This is a genomic window from Azospirillum sp. B510 (assembly GCF_000010725.1).
Taxonomy (GTDB): domain Bacteria; phylum Pseudomonadota; class Alphaproteobacteria; order Azospirillales; family Azospirillaceae; genus Azospirillum; species Azospirillum lipoferum_B.
On record NC_013855.1, the window covers coordinates 705,525 to 724,315 of the forward strand.

11 protein-coding genes are annotated in these 18,791 nt (G+C 70.3%); 8 read left to right on the forward strand and 3 right to left on the reverse strand.

Annotation, left to right across the window (positions count from 1 at the left end; genetic code table 11):
* Positions 1-135: 135 nt before the first annotated feature.
* The gene (locus AZL_RS18365) at positions 136-1,491 is read right to left on the reverse strand and encodes a sigma-54-dependent transcriptional regulator (protein WP_012975989.1); all 1,356 of its coding nucleotides are present in this window, start codon (positions 1,489-1,491) and stop codon (positions 136-138) included.
* The gene (locus tag AZL_RS18370) at positions 1,488-3,341 is read right to left on the reverse strand and encodes an ATP-binding protein (RefSeq protein ID WP_247894413.1); all 1,854 of its coding nucleotides are present in this window, start codon (positions 3,339-3,341) and stop codon (positions 1,488-1,490) included. Before AZL_RS18370 ends, AZL_RS18365 begins: the two co-directional genes overlap by 4 nt.
* Positions 3,342-3,607: 266 nt before the next feature.
* Between AZL_RS18370 and AZL_RS18375 the strand changes: the two genes are divergently transcribed.
* From AZL_RS18375 to pseG, 6 genes are all read left to right on the forward strand, one after another.
* Positions 3,608-4,939, forward strand: coding sequence for a dicarboxylate/amino acid:cation symporter (locus AZL_RS18375; protein WP_086935420.1), 1,332 nt, complete (start codon positions 3,608-3,610; stop codon positions 4,937-4,939).
* Between the two features lie 239 nt (positions 4,940-5,178).
* Positions 5,179-7,482, forward strand: coding sequence for an NADP-dependent malic enzyme (locus tag AZL_RS18380; protein WP_012975992.1), 2,304 nt, complete (start codon positions 5,179-5,181; stop codon positions 7,480-7,482).
* A 96-nt stretch (positions 7,483-7,578) separates the two neighbouring features.
* Entirely contained in the window at positions 7,579-9,585 is a 2,007-nt protein-coding gene (locus AZL_RS18385) for a tetratricopeptide repeat protein (protein ID WP_012975993.1), read from the forward strand.
* 2 nt (positions 9,586-9,587) lie between these two features.
* Positions 9,588-13,616, forward strand: a complete 4,029-nt coding sequence (locus tag AZL_RS18390; protein WP_247894414.1) for a tetratricopeptide repeat protein — start codon at positions 9,588-9,590, stop codon at positions 13,614-13,616.
* Positions 13,617-13,786: 170 nt separating this feature from the next.
* The gene (locus AZL_RS18395; protein ID WP_012975995.1) at positions 13,787-14,512 is read left to right on the forward strand and encodes a nucleotidyltransferase family protein; all 726 of its coding nucleotides are present in this window, start codon (positions 13,787-13,789) and stop codon (positions 14,510-14,512) included.
* A gap of 123 nt (positions 14,513-14,635) precedes the next feature.
* Positions 14,636-15,718 (forward strand): UDP-2,4-diacetamido-2,4,6-trideoxy-beta-L-altropyranose hydrolase, encoded by a 1,083-nt coding sequence (pseG, locus tag AZL_RS18400; protein ID WP_012975996.1) that lies wholly within the window; start codon positions 14,636-14,638, stop codon positions 15,716-15,718.
* Between the two features lie 23 nt (positions 15,719-15,741).
* Here pseG and AZL_RS18405 read toward each other — a convergent pair whose 3' ends face one another.
* Complete coding sequence (locus tag AZL_RS18405; protein WP_012975997.1) at positions 15,742-16,251, reverse strand: RT0821/Lpp0805 family surface protein; 510 nt, start codon at positions 16,249-16,251, stop codon at positions 15,742-15,744.
* Between the two features lie 170 nt (positions 16,252-16,421).
* On the opposite strand from AZL_RS18405, the gene AZL_RS18410 reads away from it, so the two are divergent.
* Both AZL_RS18410 and AZL_RS18415 read left to right on the forward strand, forming a co-directional pair.
* Positions 16,422-18,038 carry an acyl-CoA synthetase gene (locus AZL_RS18410; RefSeq protein ID WP_012975998.1) on the forward strand — a complete coding sequence of 539 codons (1,617 nt, stop codon included), beginning with the start codon at positions 16,422-16,424 and terminating at the stop codon, positions 18,036-18,038.
* Between the two features lie 4 nt (positions 18,039-18,042).
* The gene (locus tag AZL_RS18415; protein WP_012975999.1) at positions 18,043-18,780 is read left to right on the forward strand and encodes a sulfite exporter TauE/SafE family protein; all 738 of its coding nucleotides are present in this window, start codon (positions 18,043-18,045) and stop codon (positions 18,778-18,780) included.
* The last annotated feature ends 11 nt before the right edge of the window (positions 18,781-18,791 follow it).

Sequence of the window (18,791 nt, forward strand, 5' to 3'; positions counted from 1 at the left end):
TGTCCGCCATATGGGAAAGGCAAATGGGAAGCGCGAAAATCCCCGGCAAGCGTCGGCGCCCGTCAACTGCCCCGATGGGGGATGGCCGACAATCCAAAAGCCGATGAACTCAAATTTGGGAAATCATACACCCTGTCATTCCAGAAAATCGTCGCGGCTCAATCCGTAACGCTTCAGCTTGTCGTAGAAGGTCTTGCGCGGGATGTTCAGCGCCTCGATGGCGGCCTTCACGCTGCCGCGCTGACGGGCGAGCTCGGACTGGATCAGCCCCTTCTCGTAGAGATCGACCTGCTCGGCCAGGGACAGCGGGGAGGGCGCGGACACCGGCGCCGGCGCCACGTCCTCCAGCCCCAGCACGAAGCGGTCGGCCGCGTTGCGCAACTCGCGGACATTGCCCGGCCAGTCCTGGCCGATCAGCCGCTGCATTTGCTCGCGGGTCGGCGTCCCCGGCTCGCGGTTGTAGCGGCCGGCGGCCTGGGCGACGAAATGCTGGAACAGCAGCGGGATATCGTCCCGCCGCTCGCGCAGGGGCGGGATGGTCAGCACCACCACGTTCAGCCGGTAATAGAGGTCGGCGCGGAATTTCCCGGCATCGGCCGCCTGCCGCAGATCGGCCTTGGTGGCGGCGACGACCCGCAGGTCGACCGGCACCTGCTCGTTCGATCCCAGCGGCTCGACCACCCGCTCCTGGATCACCCGCAACAGCTTGACCTGCAAGGCCAGCGGCATGCTTTCGATCTCGTCCAGGAACAGGGTGCCGCCGCCGGCATGCTCGATCCGGCCGATCCGGCGCTTGGCGGCCCCGGTGAAGGCGCCGGCCTCATGCCCGAACAGCTCGCTCTCGAAGATGGTTTCCGGCATGGCGCCGCAATTCAGCGCGACGAAGGGGTTCTTGCGCCGGCCGCTGGCGGCGTGCAGTGCGCGGGCGACCATCTCCTTGCCGGTGCCGGTCTCGCCGAACACCAGCACGTCGGCGTCGGTGTCGGCGACCGCGGCGATGGTGGCGCGCAGCCGCTCGATGCCGGGGGTGCGGCCGACGATGGTCTCCGCCGGATCGCTGCCGCCGGCGATCCGCGCCCGCAGCCGGCGGTTCTCCAGAACCAGCCGCCGCTTCTCCACCGCGCGTCGCGCCACCTCGGTCAGCCGGTCGGAGGGGAAGGGCTTTTCCAGGAAGTCGTAGGCGCCGTTGCGCATCGCCTCCACCGCCATCGGCACGTCGCCATGACCGGTGATCAGGATGACCGGCAGGTCGGGATCGATCTCCCGCACCCGCGCCAGCAGGGCGAGCCCATCCATCTGCGGCATGCGCACGTCGGTGACGAGGCAGCCCGGCCAGTCGCGCGCGACATGGCGCAGGGCGCGCTCGGCCCCATCGCAGGCGGTGACCTCGAAGCCCGCCAGCTCCAGCGCCTGCTGTCCGGCGAGCCGCACCGCGCGCTCGTCATCGACGAACAGCACGCTGCCGGCGGCCTCGGGAATCGGCTGGCTCATTGACTGTGCTCCATGGGGACCGGCTCCGCGGTGGTGAGCCGCAGGGTGAAGACGGCGCCGTGACCGGGCTTGCCGTCGCGGTTGGCGGCGGTCAGGCCGCCGCCGAAATCCTCGACGATGCCATGGCTGATCGACAGCCCCAGCCCCAGCCCCTCGCCGGCCTCCTTGGTGGTGAAGAAGGGGACGAACAGGCGGGGCAGGTCGGCCTCGGCGATGCCGCCGCCGGTGTCGGCGACGCTCAGCAGCGCCTCGCCCTCCGCCGCGACCAGCCCGATGCGCAGACGGCGCTCCGGACAGCCGCGCATGGCGTCGGCGGCGTTGCCGATCAGATTGACCAGCACCTGCTGCAACCGCACATCCTCGGCCATCACCCGGACCGGCTGGTCGGGCAGATCGGCCTCGACCGCGATGTCCTCGCGCCGCAGCTTGGCTTCCAGCAGGGCCAGCGCCTGGGCGACCGCGCCCTGGACCGACACCGGCCCCAGCGTGCCCGAGGCGCGGCGGGCGAAGCCCTTCAACTGGCGGGTGATGGCGGCCATGCGGTCGGTCAGTTCGGCGATCTCCGCCAGATTGTCGCGCACCGAGTCCAGCCGTCCGCGCTCCAGCAGGACGACCGCGTTGTCGGCGAAGCTGCGCATGGCGGCGAGCGGCTGGTTGATCTCGTGGGCGATGCCGGCCGACATCTGGCCCAGCGCCGCCAGCTTGGCCGCCTGGGTCAGCTCGTTCTCCGCCGCGCGCAGGTCGGCGGTGGCGGCGGCGACCCGGCGTTCCAGCTCCACCCGCGACTCCTCCTGAAGGGCGAGACGCTCGACCAGGGCCACCCGGCGCAGCGCCACGGCATAGGCGGCGAGCGCCGCCATCGCCACCGCCGCCGCCGCCAGCAGGCCGGCGACCCAGGCGCGGGCGGTCACCGGATCCAGGCTGGTCAGGCTGTGCAGGGTCCAGTCGCCGCCGGGCATGGCGACGGAGGTCAGCAGATAGCGGCGCGGCCCGTCCGGCTCCTCCAGCGCGATGCGGTCGGAGGCGCCGCCGAAGGCCCAGGGCAGCACGTCCAGCCCCTCGCTGGTGCCCTCCGGCACGATGGGCAGGCTGATCGGAAGGCGGCGGGGCAGGGCATGGTAACGCCAGGACGGCATGTTGGTGATGAAGGCCACCCCGTCGCGGTCGGTCACCAGCAGCTTTTCCCGCACCGGCGTCCAGGCGCGCTCCAGCCGGTCGAAGCCCAGCTTCAGCACCACGACACCCACTGTGCGGTTTTCCGCCACCACCCGGTTGGCGGTGTAATAGCCCGGCACCAGCGAGGTGGTGCCGAGCGCGAAATGATGCCCCTCGCCCTGCTCCATCGCCATGCGGAAATAGGGCCGGTAGGAGAAATTCTCGCCGACGAAGCTGGCGGCGCCGTCCCAGTTGCTGGCCGCCAGCGTGGTCCCCCTGGCGTCCATCACATAGAGCGCCAGCGCGTCGAGCGCCCGCGAAATGCCCTGGAGCTTGCGGTTCAGCCGGTCCACGGCGGCCGGCGTCGGGGTGGCGAGCAGCGCGCGCACCTCGTCATCCTGGGCCAGCGCCAGGGGAACGGCGGCGTGACGCTCCAGCTCCGCCCGCAGATTGGCGTTGTAGAGCGCCAGCTGCGCCCGCGCCGTCTCCCGCAGATCGTCCTGCGCCAGCGACGACGCCCAGCCCGCGGCCAGCGCCGCCGCCACCGGAACACCCAGCAGCAAGGCGGCCAGCAGCAGCCGGCGTGGCCGCTCCAGCGTCCGCGCCACCAGCCGGGAAGCCGGCGACAACGCCGCGGCGGGGGAGGAAAGGGCGGTCGAATCTGTCGCCGGCTCGGTCGGATGGGTAAGCAACATCGTCCTTGCACATGCTGCGCCGCAACATTGATGCCGCAGCGCTGTGAATTGTGCGGATTTTCGCACATGGAAGAGGGTGCTGTCGTGCGGATTCTCGCCCTCCCTGTTTCGACAAATGCTTGATGTTGCTGGATTCAGCAATTGGCCCACCGCTTGCTTTCATGAGCAATCAGTTGGGGCCGCCCGCCCAGCCGGTGCAAATGCCGGACGAAAGAACGGGCCCCCGCCAGGAACGCCGTTCTTAGGAACGCCACGAGGAGAGCAGCATGAGTGCAGACATGTCCGCCGAGCGTCAGGGTGCGGCTCACAAGGCCGCGGTGCGCAAGCCCTTCTACACCAACCTGACCTTCCAGGTTCTGACCGCCATCAGCCTCGGCATCCTGCTGGGGCATTTCTACCCGTCCCTCGCGGTGGAGATGAAGCCGCTGGGCGACCTGTTCATCAAGATGGTCAAGATGGTCATCGGCCCGATCGTCTTCCTGACGGTCGTCACCGGCATCTCCTCGATCGGCAACCTGAAGAAGGTCGGCAAGGTCGGCGGCAAGGCCCTGCTCTATTTCGAGGTGGTGACCACCTTCGCGCTCGGCATCGGCCTGCTGGTGGTCAATCTGGTCCGCCCCGGCGCCGGGATGAACATCCACCCCGGCCAGTTGAAGGCCGACGCGGTGCAGAAATACGCCACCACCGCGCATGAGCATGGCTTCATCGACTTCGTCGTCGGCATCGTGCCCGACAATGTCGTCGGCGCCTTCGTCCAGGGCGACATGCTGCAAATCCTGTTCTTCGCCGTGGTGTTCGGCGTCGCGCTGTCGGCGATGGGCCAGAAGGGCAAGGTCGTCGAGGACATCTTCGACAAGATCGGCCACGCCCTGTTCGGCGTGATCGGCATCCTGATGCGCGTCGCCCCGGTCGGCGCCTTCGGCGCCATGTCCTTCACCATCGGCAAATACGGCGTCTCGTCGCTGACGGCGCTGGGCCAGCTGATGGCCTCGGTCTACCTGACGATGGCGATCTTCATCTTCGTCGTGCTGGGCGCCATCGCCCGGATCCATGGCTTCAGCATCTGGAACTTCGTCCGCTACATCCGCCAGGAACTGCTGATCGTGCTCGGCACCTCCTCGTCGGAGTCCGTGCTGCCGCGGATGATGGAGAAGATGCAGAAGTTCGGCTGCTCCAAGCATGTCGTCGGCCTCGTCATCCCCACCGGCTATTCCTTCAACCTGGACGGCACCTCGATCTACCTGTCGATGGCCGCGATCTTCATCGCCCAGGCCTTCAACGTCGACCTGACGATCTGGCAGCAGCTCTACATCCTCATCATCCTGATGCTGACCTCGAAGGGTGCGGCGGCGGTCACCGGCGGCGGCTTCGTCACGCTCGCCGCCACCCTGTCGGCCACCGGCGTGCTGCCGATCGAAGGCTTGGCCCTGCTGCTCGGCGTCGACCGCTTCATGTCGGAAGCCCGCGCGCTGACCAACCTGATCGGCAACGGCGTCGCCACCGTCGTCGTCGCCAAGATGGAAGGCGAATTCGACGAGACCAAAGCGGTCGCCGAGTACCAGCAACACTTCAAGGAGCCGGCGCTGGCCCGGATCTGAGGAACCGCGAAGGACGCACGGCACATATGCGGGGCTGGTTTTTGGAAAATCCGCAGATGATCCATCCGGTGCGCCGGAGGATCCGGTAGGATGAGGGGGACGTTTCGATTTGCTTCGAATCGTCCCCCTTCCGTTTCGGAGGGCGGTTGGCGCACCAGTTCGAATGGGCTATAACCGCCGTCCAGGTGAAGTGACGCAAAAAATTAACTGAAATCTTGTTAACCGGAGGAAGAGACCCGATGTCCGGCGATTTTGAGGCGATGGCGCTCGAGTATCACCGCAACCCGCGGCCCGGCAAGTTGGCGGTCGTCGCGACCAAGCCCATGGCGAACCAGCGCGATCTGGCGCTGGCCTATTCGCCGGGCGTGGCCTACGCCTGCACCGCCATCGCCGAGGATCCGTCCAAGGCGGCGGAGCTGACGGCGCGGGCCAATCTGGTCGCCGTGGTCACCAACGGCACCGCGGTGCTGGGGCTGGGCAACATCGGGCCGCAGGCCGCCAAGCCGGTGATGGAAGGCAAGGCCGTCCTCTTCAAGAAGTTCGCCGGCATCGACTGCTTCGACATCGAGCTGAACGAGCTGGACGTCGACGCTCTGGTCGACACAATCGTCCGGCTGGAGCCGACCTTCGGCGCCATCAACCTGGAAGACATCGCCGCCCCGGCCTGCTTCGAGATCGAGCGCCGCTGCCGCGAGCGCATGAAGATCCCGGTGTTCCACGACGACCAGCACGGCACCGCCATCGTGGTGGGTGCGGCCGTGCTGAACGGGCTGGCCCTGGTCGGCAAGGACATCTCCAAGGTCAAGGTGGTCTCCACCGGCGGTGGCGCCGCCGGCATCGCCTGCCTGGACCTGATGCTGTCGCTGGGCGTGCGCCGCGAGAATGTCTGGCTGGTCGACCGCATCGGCGTGGTCCACAAGGGCCGCAACGAGGAGATGAACGAGTACAAGGAGGCCTACGCGCACGACACCGCCGCGCGTGCGCTCTCCGACGTCATCGACGGCGCCGACATCTTCCTCGGCCTGTCCGGGGCCAAGGTGCTGAAGCCGGAGCTGCTGGCCCGCATGGCCGACAAGCCGCTGATCCTGGCGCTCGCCAACCCGGAGCCGGAGATCATGCCGGATCTGGCGCGGGAAGCCCGCCCGGACGCCATCATCGCCACCGGGCGTTCCGACTTCCCCAATCAGGTCAACAACGTCCTGTGCTTCCCCTTCATCTTCCGCGGCGCGCTGGATGTCGGGGCGACCACGGTGAACGAGGCGATGAAGATCGCGGCGACCCACGCCATGGCCAACCTCGCCCGCGCCGAACCCTCGGACGTGGTGGCGGCGGCCTATGTCGGTGAGTCGCTGCGCTTCGGCCCGGACTACATCCTGCCCAAGCCCTTCGATCCGCGCCTGATCGTCGAGGTCTCGTCGGCGGTCGCCAAGGCCGCCATGGAATCCGGCGTCGCCACCCGGCCGATCGCCGATTTCCGCGCCTATCGCGACCAGCTCAACCAGTATGTCATCCGCTCCGGCCTGTTCATGAAGCCGGTGATCACCAAGGCCAAGACCGCGCCCAAGCGCGTCGTCTATGCCGAGGGCGAGGATCCGCGCGTGATCCGCTGCGCCCAGGTGGTGGTCGATGACGGCATCGCCCAGCCGGTCCTGATCGGCCGCCGCGAGGTGATCGAGCGGGTGATCGGCGAGATGGGCCTGCGCCTGAAAATCGGCAAGGATGTCGAGGTCATCGAGATCATCCGCCATCCGCGCTATGCCGACTTCACCGAGCATTACCGCAAGCTGATGGGCCGCCGCGGCGTGTCGCCCAGCCATGCCGCCAACGTGGTGCGCACCCAGCCGACCGTCTTCGGCGCCCTGATGGTCCGCAACGGCGAGGCCGACGCGCTGGTCTGCGGCACCACCGGCCGCTTCAACGAGCATTGGGCGCATATCTGCGGCCTGATCGGCCTGCGCGAGGGCGTGAAGGTCGCGGCGACGATGAACGCCCTGATCTCGCAGAAGGGCGTTCACTTCATCACCGACACCTATGTCAACCCCGACCCGACCGCCGAGCAGGTGGCCGAGATCGCCCGGCTGGCGGCGGACGAGGTGAAGCGCTTCGGCATCGAGCCGAAGGTGGCCCTGCTGTCGCATTCCAACTTCGGCAGCGCCGACACGCCGTCGGCCCGCAAGATGCGCGCGGCGGTCGAGCTGGCCTGGGCGCAGATGCCGAATGTCGAGATCGATGGCGAGATGCACGCCGACGCGGCCCTCGCTCCCGCCATCCGCAAGGAACTGCTGCCCGACAGCCCGCTGAAGGGGGAGGCGAACCTGCTGGTGATGCCGACGCTGGACGCCGCCAACATCGCCTTCAACATGATGAAGATCCTGGGCGAGGCGCAGAATGTCGGCCCGATCCTGCTGGGCGTCCAGCGGCCGGTCCACATCGTCACCCCGTCGGTCACCACCCGCGGTCTGGTCAACATGACCGCCGTCGCCGTGGTCGATGCCCAGCTCGCCGAGCCGGTCAACGCCGCCCCGGCGGGCGTGGAAGCCTGATCAACGGGGGAGGGGGCGCGGAAGACCGCCGCGCCCCGTTCCCCCGCGTCCAATTCGTGCTATCCCTTACCCGTCGCCACCCCAAACGGCACGGGCATGAGCAGCTTCCCCCGCAAATCCGGCAATCCCGCTGCCGCCACCGCCGCGGCGCTGGTCGGGCAGGCGGTGGCGCTGCATCAGACCGGCCGCCTGGCCGAGGCAGAAGCCCTCTATCGTCAGGCGCTCGCCGCCCAGCCTCGCCAGCCGGACGCCCTGCATCTGCTGGGCATGATCGCCTGCCAGACCGGCCGCTTCACCGAGGCCGCCGAGCTGATCGGGCAGGCGGTGGCGGCCAAGCGCGACGTTCCCGATTACCATGCCAACCTCGCCTACGCCCTCCAGGCGCGGGGCCGCCCCGCCGAGGCGGAACGGGCGGCCCGCAACGCTTTGCGGCTGCGCCGTCCTTTCCCGGAGGCCGCCAACACGCTGGGCAACGCGCTGAACGCCCAGGGCAAGAGCGCCGAGGCCGCCGAGGCCTACCGTGCCGCCCTGCGCGCCCGTCCCGATTACGCCGAGGCGGAGGGCAATCTCGGCATCGTGCTGCGCGGCCTCGGCCAAGCGGCGGAGGCGGAGCCGCTGTTGCGCCATGCCCTGGCGGCCAATCCGGCCTTGACCGAAGCGCGCGCCGCCCTCGGCCTCGCCCTGCTCGATCTCGGGCGCCCGGACGAGGGGGAGGGGATGTTGCGGGGCGCGCTTATGCGGAAGCCGGACCATGCCGGGGCGGCTTTCGCCCTGGCCGGAGCGCTGCACCGTCGTGGCGCAGCCGCCGAGCCGGCCTATCGCCGCTATCTGACGCTGGAACCGGGGGATGCCGAGGGCTGGAACGCCCATGGCCTCGCCCTGCAAAACGCCGACCGCATCGATGCCGCCGCCATCGCCTTCGCCCGCGCCCTGCGTCTCCAGCCGAGCATGGTGGAGGCGCTGACCAATCTCGGCACCATCCATCGCCTGCGCGGGCGGGCCGCCGAATCCGCCGACCTTCAGCGCCGGGCCTTGGACCTGCGCCCCGGCTACGCCGCCGGTCACACCAATCTCGGGCTCGCCCTTCAGGATCTGGGGGACGAGGCGGGTGCCGAGCAGGCGTTTACCGCCGCGCTGGAGGCCGATCCAGCCCAGGCTCCGGCCCGTTTCAACCGCGCCATCCTGCGCCTGCGCCAGGGCCGGCTGGCGGACGGCTGGGAGGATTACGCGGTCCGCTTCGAATCCGCCCGGCTCCAGCCCAGGCGTCCCCTCGACCTGCCGGCGTGGGATGGCGGCGATCTCGCCGGCCGCCGCCTGCTGCTGTGGGCGGAGCAGGGGCTGGGGGACGAGCTGATGTTCGGCTCCCTGCTGCCCGAAGCCCTGACCCGCTTCCCGGACGCCATCGTCGAATGCGAGCCGCGGCTGGTCCCGCTGTTCCAGCGTTCCTTCCCCGGCACCCTGGTGCGGGCGCCGTCGCGCCGGCGGACCGATGCCGATTGCCATCTGCCCTTCGGGTCGCTGCCCCGGCTGCTGTGGAACAGCGCGCCGGTCCCGGTCCCCCCGGCCGGCTGGCTGAAGCCGAATCCCGAGCGGGTGGCGGCCTGGCGGTCGCGGCTGGACGGTCTCGGCCCCGGCCTGAGGGTCGGAATCGCCTGGACCAGCCAGCGCGTCACCGCCGAACGCCGGCATGCCTACACCAGCCTGGAGGAGTGGGAGCCGCTGCTGAGTCTGCCCGGCCTGCTTCCCGTCAGCCTCCAATATGATGGGCGGGAAGAGGAGATCGCCGCCGTCGAGGAAAGGCACTCCCTGCGCATCCACCGTTGGGCCGACCTCGATCAGCTCGCCGACCTCGACGGCACCGCCGCCCTGATGGCGAACCTCGATCTCGTGATCACCGTCGCCTCCGCCGTCGGCGAGATGGCGGCGGCATTGGGTGTTCCGGTCTGGCGGCTGGGGCGGCGCGACTGGACCCAGCTCGGCACCGCCGTCCGCCCCTGGTTCCCCACCATGCGCTGTGTCCAGCCCGAAGGCGGATATGGGGTTGGAACGGCTATTCCAAAAGTAAAGCAGATGCTTATAAGACTTTCCGCAGGTGATTCGTGAGCGTGGCCGACTGGTTCGCCGAGGCGCTCCACCACCATCAGGCCGGCGCGCTGGACGCGGCGGCCCCCCTGTATCAGCGCGTGCTCCAGGTGGAACCGCGCCATGCCGATGCCCTGCATCTGCTTGGCGTCCTCAACCATCAGCGGAATGATAACCTTCAAGCCCTTGATTTGATTTCAATGGCGGTCGAGCTGGCCCCCGAGGTCGCCGATTATCACGCCAACCAGGGGATCGTCCTGCAACGGCTTGGCCGGCTGGCGGAGGCCGAAGCGGCGCAGCGCCGGGCATTGGGCCGCCAGTCCGACCATGTCGCCGCCCACTTCAATCTGGGGCTGGTGCTGGCGGCGCGGGACCGGCTGGCGGAGGCGGCAACCCACTATGCGGAAGCCTGCCGGCTCTCACCCGGTCTCGCCGATGCCCAGCTCAATCTGGGTGCCGCCTTGCAGGGGCTTGGCCGGGCGGAGGAGGCGCTGGCCGCCCACGCCCGTGCGGCGGAATTGCTGCCCGGCGATCCGCGCCCCTGGACCAACCGGGCCGTCAGCCTGCGCCATCTCGGCCGCCTGGACGAGGCGGCGTCCGCCCTGCGCGAGGCGGCAAGGCTGGGCGGCGGCGTGTCCGACCCCACGGCTCTCTCGGCCCTGGCGGCGGCGTTCCATGCCGATGGCCGTCTGGAGGAGGCGGCGGAGCGCTATGCCGACGCGCTGCGCCTCGATCCAAGAGATACGTTTTCTCTCAATGGCCTGGGGCTTTGCCTTAAAGTTCTTGGTCAATTGGAGGATGCCGCCACCTGCTTCGATGCGGTCACCGGCATCCAGCCCGGCCATGCCGATGCGCTGGACAATCTCGGCAGCGTGCGCGGCGCCCAGGGGCGTCCCGCCGAGGCGGAGGTTTTCCATAGCGAGGCCATCCGCCACCGCCCAGACTTCGCCGGCGCCTGGAACAATCTGGGTAATGCCCGCCACGCCGCCGGCCGCACCGCGGAGGCCTGGCCGGCATGGCATGTGGCGCTGTCGCTCGATCCCGCCCGGCCGGAAACCCACACCAATCTCGGCAACGCCCTGCGCGGCGCCGAACGCTTCGCCGAGGCCGAGCGGTCGCAGCGCCGCGCCATCCGGCTCGCCCCGCTGGAGGCGATGGCCCGCAACAATCTCGGCCATCTGCGCCAGGGCCGGCACGACCATGCCGGTGCCGCCGCCTGCTACCGTGGCGCGTTGGCGCTGGACCCCGCCTATGGCGAGGCCTGGAGCAATCTGGGGCTGGCCCGCCAGCGGCTGGGCGACGGGGAAGGGGCGGAGCGCTGCTACGACCGCGCCGTCGCCTTGCGGCCCGATCTGGCGCTGGCCCATTTCAACAAGGGGCTGCTGCGGCTGGAGACCGGCGATCTCGATCGGGGATGGCCGGGCTATGGCTGGCGCTTCGGATCGGGGCAGGTCGGGCAGGGGCGCCAGCCCCGCGCCCAGGCCTGGCGCGGCGAGGATTTGGCGGGCCGACGCCTGATGATCTGGGGGGAGCAGGGAGTGGGCGACACCATCCTGTTTTCCGCCCTCTGCCCCGAACTGGCCGGGCGGGCCGTCTCCACCATCCTGGAGGTCGACCACCGTCTGGTGCCGCTGTTCGCCCGTTCCTTCCCGAGCCTGCGGGTGCGGGCGCAGGCGCTCGACGCCCGGGGCCGGGAGGCGATGGCGATCCCCGATTACGACCGCCATGTGCCGATGGGCTCCCTGCCCCGCGTGCTGCGCCGCCGGCTGGCCGATTTCCCGCCACGCCCCTCCTGGCTGGTGCCCGATGCCGGGCTGGCGGAGCGCTGGCGCGGCCGGCTGGCGGCGCTCGGCCCCGGCCTGCGCATCGGCATCGGCTGGCGCAGCCAGATGATGACGGCGGAACGCAGCCTCGCCTATCTGCCGCTCGACACCTGGGCACCGCTGTTCGCCTTGCCCGGCATCCGGTGGGTCGTGCTGCAATATGGCGATGTCGAGGAGGAGGTCCGGCGGACCGAACAGATGTTCGGAATTCGGCTGCACCGCTGGGACGATCTCGACCGCAAGGATGATTTCGATGGCGTCGCCGCCCTGATCAGCGGGCTCGACCTCGTCATCTCGCCGGCCATGTCGGTCGGCGAACTGGCCGGCGCGCTGGGCACCGCGGTCTGGCGCTTCGGCACCCGCGACTGGACGCAGTTGGGGGCGGAGGTCCGCCCTTGGTATCCGGCGATGCGCCTGTTCCAACCGCCTCCCGGCGAACCGCTGTCGGCGACGATGGCCGACATGGCCCGCGCCATCATGGCGCTCTCCCCCCGGCCGGATACCCTCTCTCCCCTCCAATCATCGGCGGCATCACGATTATCGACGGCGTCCCACCACGCAGCACAGGCGCTCGCCCTGCATCGGCAAGGCCGGCTGTCGGAGGCCGAAGCCCTTCACCGTCATGCCGTCGCCGCCGCCCCGGCACAGGCCCCCGCCTGGACCAATGGCGGCCTGACCCTGCTGCGGCTCGGCCGACCGACGGCGGCGATCCACTGGCACCGGCGGGCGGTGGCGCTGGATCCGGCCTTCCCCGAGGCGCTGGGCAATCTCGGTGTGGCGCTCCAGGCCGAAGGCGCGGCGGAGGAGGCGGCAACCCGGCATCGCCGCGCCGTCCGGCTGCGTCCGACGCAGGCGGAAAACTGGGGCAACCTCGCCGCCGCCCTGCTGGCCGCCCGGCTTTTCAAGGAAGCGGAAACCGCCAGCAGCCGTGCCGCGGCCCTGGCTCCCAGCCTCGCCGGGGTGCTGGTCACGGCAGCGACCGCCCTGAAGGGTCAGGGGCGCTTCGCCGAGGCCGTCCGCCTATGCCGCAGGGCCTTACAGGTCGCCCCGGTTTCGGCCCCGGTTTCGGCCAAGGGATGGAGTATGCTGGGCGCAGCCCTGGAGGGTCTGGGACGGTGGAACGAGGCTCTGCTGGCCCACCGGCGCGCCACGGCGCTCGCCCCCGACCTGCCGGATATCCTGGTCAACCATGGCCATGCCCTTTTGATGGCGAGCGAGCGTTCGCCCGCCCGCCGCTGGAGCGAACGCACTGTGCGGCTGGCCCCCGGCCGCGCCGAAGCGCGGATGAACCGCGCCCTGCCGCGGTTGGCCGAGGGCGATCTCGCCGGTGGTTGGGAGGATTACGCCCACCGCTTCGCCACCGGCGACGCCGTGCCCCGCCGCTTCGCCATCCCCGAATGGCAGGGCGACGCCTTGGCCGGCCGCCGTATCCTGGTCTGGGGCGAGCAGGGGCTGGGCGACGAGATCCTGTTCGGCACGGCGCTGCCCGATCTGCTGGCCTTCCAGCGGGCTGGCCGGGTGATCGTCGAATGCGACCCGCGCCTGGCCGGCCTGTTCGCCCGCGCCTTGCCGGGGGCGGAGGTCCGGGCGCCGACGGAGAACCCGCAGGACGCCGATTGCCATGCGCCGATGGGGAGCGTCGCCGCAAGGCTGCGGCCCAGCCTGCGGCATTTTCCCCCGACCCTCGCCTTTCTCGCCCCCGATCCGCGGCTGGCGGCGCGATGGCGCGACCGTCTGTCCGCGCTTGGCCCCGGACTGCGGGTCGGCATCTGCTGGCGCAGCAGCCGGATGACGGCCGACCGGGCCGGCGCCTACAGCCGGATCGACCAATGGGGACCGGTCCTCGCCGTGCCGGGTGCGACCTTCCTCAGCCTTCAGTATGACCGGCATGACGCCGAGCGGGAGGAGGCCCGGCGTCGCTTCGGCAATGTGCTGCATCATTGGCCCGATCTCGACCAGCGCAACGACCTGGAGGGGGTGGCGGCCCTGATCTCCGGCCTCGACCTCGTGATCTCCGCGCCGACCGCGGTGGGGGAGCTGGCCGCCGCCCTCGGCATCCCGGTGTGGCGGATCGGATCGGCCGGCGACTGGTCGGCCATGGGGGCGGCGGTGAGACCATGGTTCCCATCCATGAGGCTTATGGACCAGCCCGATGGCCATGATGCGACCTTGGCCGCCGTCGCGCGGTGCTTGCGCCGTCTGGCCGCTCGCCGGGAGGCGGCGGCATGACCTTCGGAGGAGGGCGGTAAGAGCAATTCCGCATTGCGATTCCCGTGCGCGCCCTTTATCGACTATGGCCGTCGGGGCCCGCGCAGGGTGGGTGACGCGACGCCCGTGCCGTCGTAAGCTGGCTGCACAAGCCGGACGGCGACAGCGGGCTTGCAGGGAAAGGACGGTCGGTGCGGTCTGAGGACGCTCTTGCCAACATAGACGTCGCGGTGCTCGCCGGCGGGCTGGGCACGCGCATCCGAGGCGTTCTGGGCGACACGCCGAAGGTTCTGGCCCCGATCGCGGGCCGGGCCTTCCTCGGCCATCTCCTCGACTATCTGTCGACCTACGGATCGCGCCGCGTCGTGCTTTGCCTGGGCCATCTGGCCGACCGGGTGACCGCATGGCTCGCCCGCGGCGATTCGGCCGGCACCATCGACGTCGTCTGCCAGATCGAGCCGCGCCCGCTCGGCACCGCCGGCGCGCTGGGCTATGTCCGCAAGGAGCTGCGCAGCAGCACCATCCTGGTGGTGAATGGCGACACCTTCCTCGACGCCGACCTGCGCGCCTTCATCGCCTCGCACCGGCTGTCGGGGGCGGAGGCGTCGGTGCTGTGCGTGACGGTGGAGGACGCCTCCCGCTTCGTCCGGGTGGAGATCGGCCCGGACAGCCGCGTCCGCCGCTTCCTCGACAAGGCGCCCGGCACCGGCACCATCAATGCCGGGGTCTATCTGTTCTCCGCCGCCTTCCTCGACCGCTTCATCGCGGCGGGTGCGGTGTCGCTGGAACGCGACGTGCTGGAGAAGCTCCCTCCCGGCACGCTGAACGCCCATGTCGCCAAGGCCCGCTTCCTCGACATCGGCACGCCGGAAAGCCTCGCCACCGCCGCCAGCGTGATCGCCGGCCGCGAGTCCTGACCACCGCTAGTCACCCCCCGCGCGTCACAGACTGCCACTGGACTTGAGGCGGTGTGCCGGGCCAAGATGCGCTCCGACCAGCCCGGTGCCCAGCCCCGGCGCCGCCCTCTTCGGACCAGTGCCATGGCCGTCATCCTCATCCGCGCCGACGCCTCGCCCGCCATCGGCACGGGTCATGTCATGCGTTGCCTCGCGGTGGCCGAGGCCCTGCGCGATCAAGGGCACGAGGCGCTGTTCGCCAGCGCCGAATCCACCCCGGCCATCGACCGCCGCCTGTCCGCCGACGGCTTCCGCCATGTCTCCATCGCCGGCCCGGTGGGGGAGGCGGCGGATCTGGCCGCCACCCGTTCCCTGCTGCGGCGGGAGCATGGCACCGCCGTGATGCTCGACGGCTACCGCTTCGGCGAGGCCTACCGCGCCGGGTTGCAGGCGGCGGGCGCCAGGGTGCTGGCCTGGGACGATCTGGGCGACGGCACGCCGCTGCACGCCGACCTGGTGGTCAATGCCGCGCCGCAGGCGGCGGCCCTTCCCTATGAGACGATGGCGCCCGGCGCCGTCCTGCTGCTCGGCCCCGGCTATGCGCCGTTGCGGCGCGAGCTGCGGCTCGCGGCCCGGACGCCGCGGCTTCGCGTCGCCGACCGGCCGGTGCTGCTGGTGACCTTCGGCGGCTCCGATCCGCTCGGCCTGACCGGTCCGGTTGTGAGGGCGTTGGCGGAAGGCCGGCCCGCCGGCTGCCGGATCGCCGCCGTGGTCGGCGGCAGCAATCCGCGCGCGGCCGAACTGGCGACGCTGGCCTCCGATGAGGTTTCCGTGGAGATCGACTGTTCCCGCATGGGCGCGCTGATGGCCGAGGCCGGGCTGGCGGTTTCGGCCGGCGGCGGCACCATGGGGGAATTGGCGGCGCTGGCGGTGCCGACCCTGCTGGTGGTCACCGCCGACAACCAGGCGATGGCGAGCGGCGACGCCGCCGGGCTGGGCTGGAGCGATGCCGTGGATGCCCGCGGCCGCGATCCGGCCCAAGCGGCGGCGGCCATTGCCGAGCGGGCGCTCGCTCTCTGGGCCGATGCCGGACGGCGGCAACGGATGCAGGATGCCGCCGCGGCACTGCCGCTGGATGGCGACGGGGCGGTACGCATCGCCCACGCCCTCACCGGCCCGCCGCCGAAATCCGGCGGCGCCGCCCGGCGGCGGACGGCGCTGGCCTGACCGTCACATCAATTGAAGACGCGTCAGCTCACCACGCGCCAGCTTCCGTCCTGCTGCTGGCAGGCGGTGCCGAAACCCTGTTGGGCCCGGCCCTGGACCACGATGGTGGTCTGGTATTCGCGGCAGAGCTGGCCCTGCGGCCCGGTGCCCTCGCGCACCGGCGTGTAGCTGCCGTAATTGCCGGTATCCGGGTTGTTCCAGCGGATGGTGCTGCCGGTCGGCGCGGTGTAGGCGTTGACCGCCGCCTGCTGGGCATAGGTCTGGTCGGCGCGGTCGAGCGAGGCGCCGGCGGCATTGCCCAACGCCGCACCCAGCAGCGTGCCGACGCCCACCGCCACCAGCTTGCCGCTGCCGCCGCCGAAGCGTGATCCGGCCAGTCCGCCGACCACGCCGCCCAGCACGGTGCCGGCCGTCTGCTTGTTGGCGCTGACGCCGCCATAGGAATCGCCATAGCCGGGTTGGGCGCAGCCGGCGAGCGGAGCCGCGAGCAGGCTGGCGGACAGCGCGGCGGCGAGGAAGGGGCTGGCTTTCATGGTGGCTCTCGTCCTGTTGGATCGTCACGAAACGGTGGGTACCTGCCCCCATCAACATGGCTGGTCCGCATCTTATTCCCGGCGCGTGACGCAGCCCCTCGCTTGCTCCTATGATCGGATCAACGGTTCCGCGAAAGGAATCGACGACAAAGCCTTGGGAGGAAACGAACATGCTGCCGAATGCGGACAGCTATGACGCGGTGGCGCGCGCCTTTTCCTGGCGGGTGCCCGACCGCTACAACATCGGCGTCGACGTCTGCGACCGCTGGGCGGAGGCCGAACCCGACCGCCTCGCCCTGATCCACAAGCGGCGCGACGGCGGTGTCGAGGAATACCGCTTTTCCGACATCCGCGCCCTGTCCAACCGCTTCGCCAACGTGCTGGCCGCCCAGGGGGTGGATCGCGGCGACCGGGTCGGCATCCTGCTGCCCCAGGCGCCTGAGACCGCCCTCAGCCATGTCGCCGTCTACAAGCTGGGCGGCATCGCGGTGCCGCTGTTCTCGCTGTTCGGGGTGGAGGCGCTGGAATACCGGCTGGCCGATTGCGGCGCCCGCGCCGTGGTCACCGATGCCGCCGGGGCCGCCAAGATCGCGCGGATCCGCGACCGGCTGCCCGAGTTGCGCGCCGTCTTCCGCATCGACGGGTCCGCTCCCGGCTGCCTGGACTGGCATGGGCTGTGCGACGCGGCGTCCGATCACTTCACCCCGGCCGACACCGCCGCCGACGATCCGGCGCTGATCATCTACACCTCCGGCACCACCGGCCAGCCGAAGGGCGCGCTGCATGCCCACCGCGTGCTGCCCGGCCATCTGCCGGGGGTGGAGATGTCGCACGACCTGTTCCCGCAGCCGGGCGACCGCATCTGGACGCCGGCCGACTGGGCATGGATCGGCGGATTGCTCGACGTGCTGCTGCCGGCCTGGCACCATGGGGTGACCGTGGTGTCGCACCGCTTCGAGAAGTTCGACGCGGAGGCCGCCTTCGCCCTGCTCGCCGAATTCCAGGTGCGCAACGCCTTCCTGCCGCCGACGGCGCTGAAGATGATGCGGGCGGCGGCGGACCCGCGGACCCGCCATCCCTTCGCCTTGCGCTCCGTCGCCAGCGGCGGCGAGACGCTGGGCGCCGGGCTGCTCGATTGGGGCCGCGAGACCTTCGGCGTGACGATCAACGAATTCTACGGCCAGACCGAATGCAACATGATCGTGTCCTCGGCCGCCACGCTGATGGCGCCGAAGCCCGGCATCATGGGCCGCCCGGTGCCCGGCCATGAGGTGGCGGTGATCGACGGCGAGGGCCGGCGCCTGCCGCCGGGACGGCTCGGCCTGATCGCGGTGCGCCGGCCCGACCCGGTGATGTTCCTCGGCTATTGGAACAATCCCGAGGCCACCGCGGCCAAATTCATCGGAGAGTGGCTGGTCACCGGCGACCAGGGGGAAGCGGACGCCGACGGCTACATCCGCTTCGTCGGGCGGGACGACGACGTCATCACCTCGGCCGGCTACCGCATCGGACCCGGCGAGATCGAGGATTGCCTGATCGGCCATCCCGCCATCCGCATGGCGGCGGTGGTCGGCGTGCCCGACCCGCTGCGCACGGAGATCGTCAAGGCCTTCGTCGTGCTTCAGGAGGGGGTCACGGCGGACGACGCCCTGGCCGCCGCGATCCAGGAGCATGTGAAGACCCGGCTGGCCGCCCACGAATATCCGCGCGCCATCGAGTTCCTCGACAACCTGCCCATGACCACCACCGGCAAGATCATTCGCCGGGAGTTGAGGAACCGTCCATAACATCATGACAGAGCTTATTTTATTGGCCGCGGCCTTCCTGGCCGGGGCGATGAACGCGGTCGCCGGCGGCGGCAGCTTCCTGACCCTGCCGGCGCTGATCTATGCCGGGGTGCCACCGGTCGCGGCCAACGCCACCGGCACCGTCGCCCTGCTGCCCGGCTATGCCAGCGGGGTCTATGGCTACCGCCAGGATCTGACACCGGTCGGCACGCTCGGCCTGCCGCTGCTGTCGGCGGTCAGTCTTGCCGGTGGATTGGCCGGGGCCGGGCTGCTGTTGCTGACGCCGGATTCGGTGTTCCGCGGCATCGTGCCGTGGCTGCTGCTGGCGGCGACCGGATTGTTCGCCTTCGGCACCGTCCTGGCCCGGCGGCTGCGCAGGCTGGGACTGCATGGCGACCGGGCGATGCTGGGCACGCTGTTCGCCGTCTCGGTCTATGGCGGCTATTTCAACGGCGGGCTCGGCATCCTGCTGCTGGCGCAACTGAGCCTGTTCGGCATGACCGACCTCAACGCCATGAACGGGCTGAAGAACCTGTTCTCCGCCGTGCTGACCGCCATCGCCGTGCTCGCCTATGCCGCCGGTGGGGCGGTGGACTGGCGAAAGGCGTTGCTGATGACGCTGGCGGCGGTGGCCGGCGGCTATGTCGGCGCCCGGCTGGGGCGGAAAATCCCCAAGTCGGTCCTGCGCGCCGGCATCATCGCCGTCGGTCTGGTGATGAGTGCGGTGTTCTTCCTGAAATGATCGCGCTATAG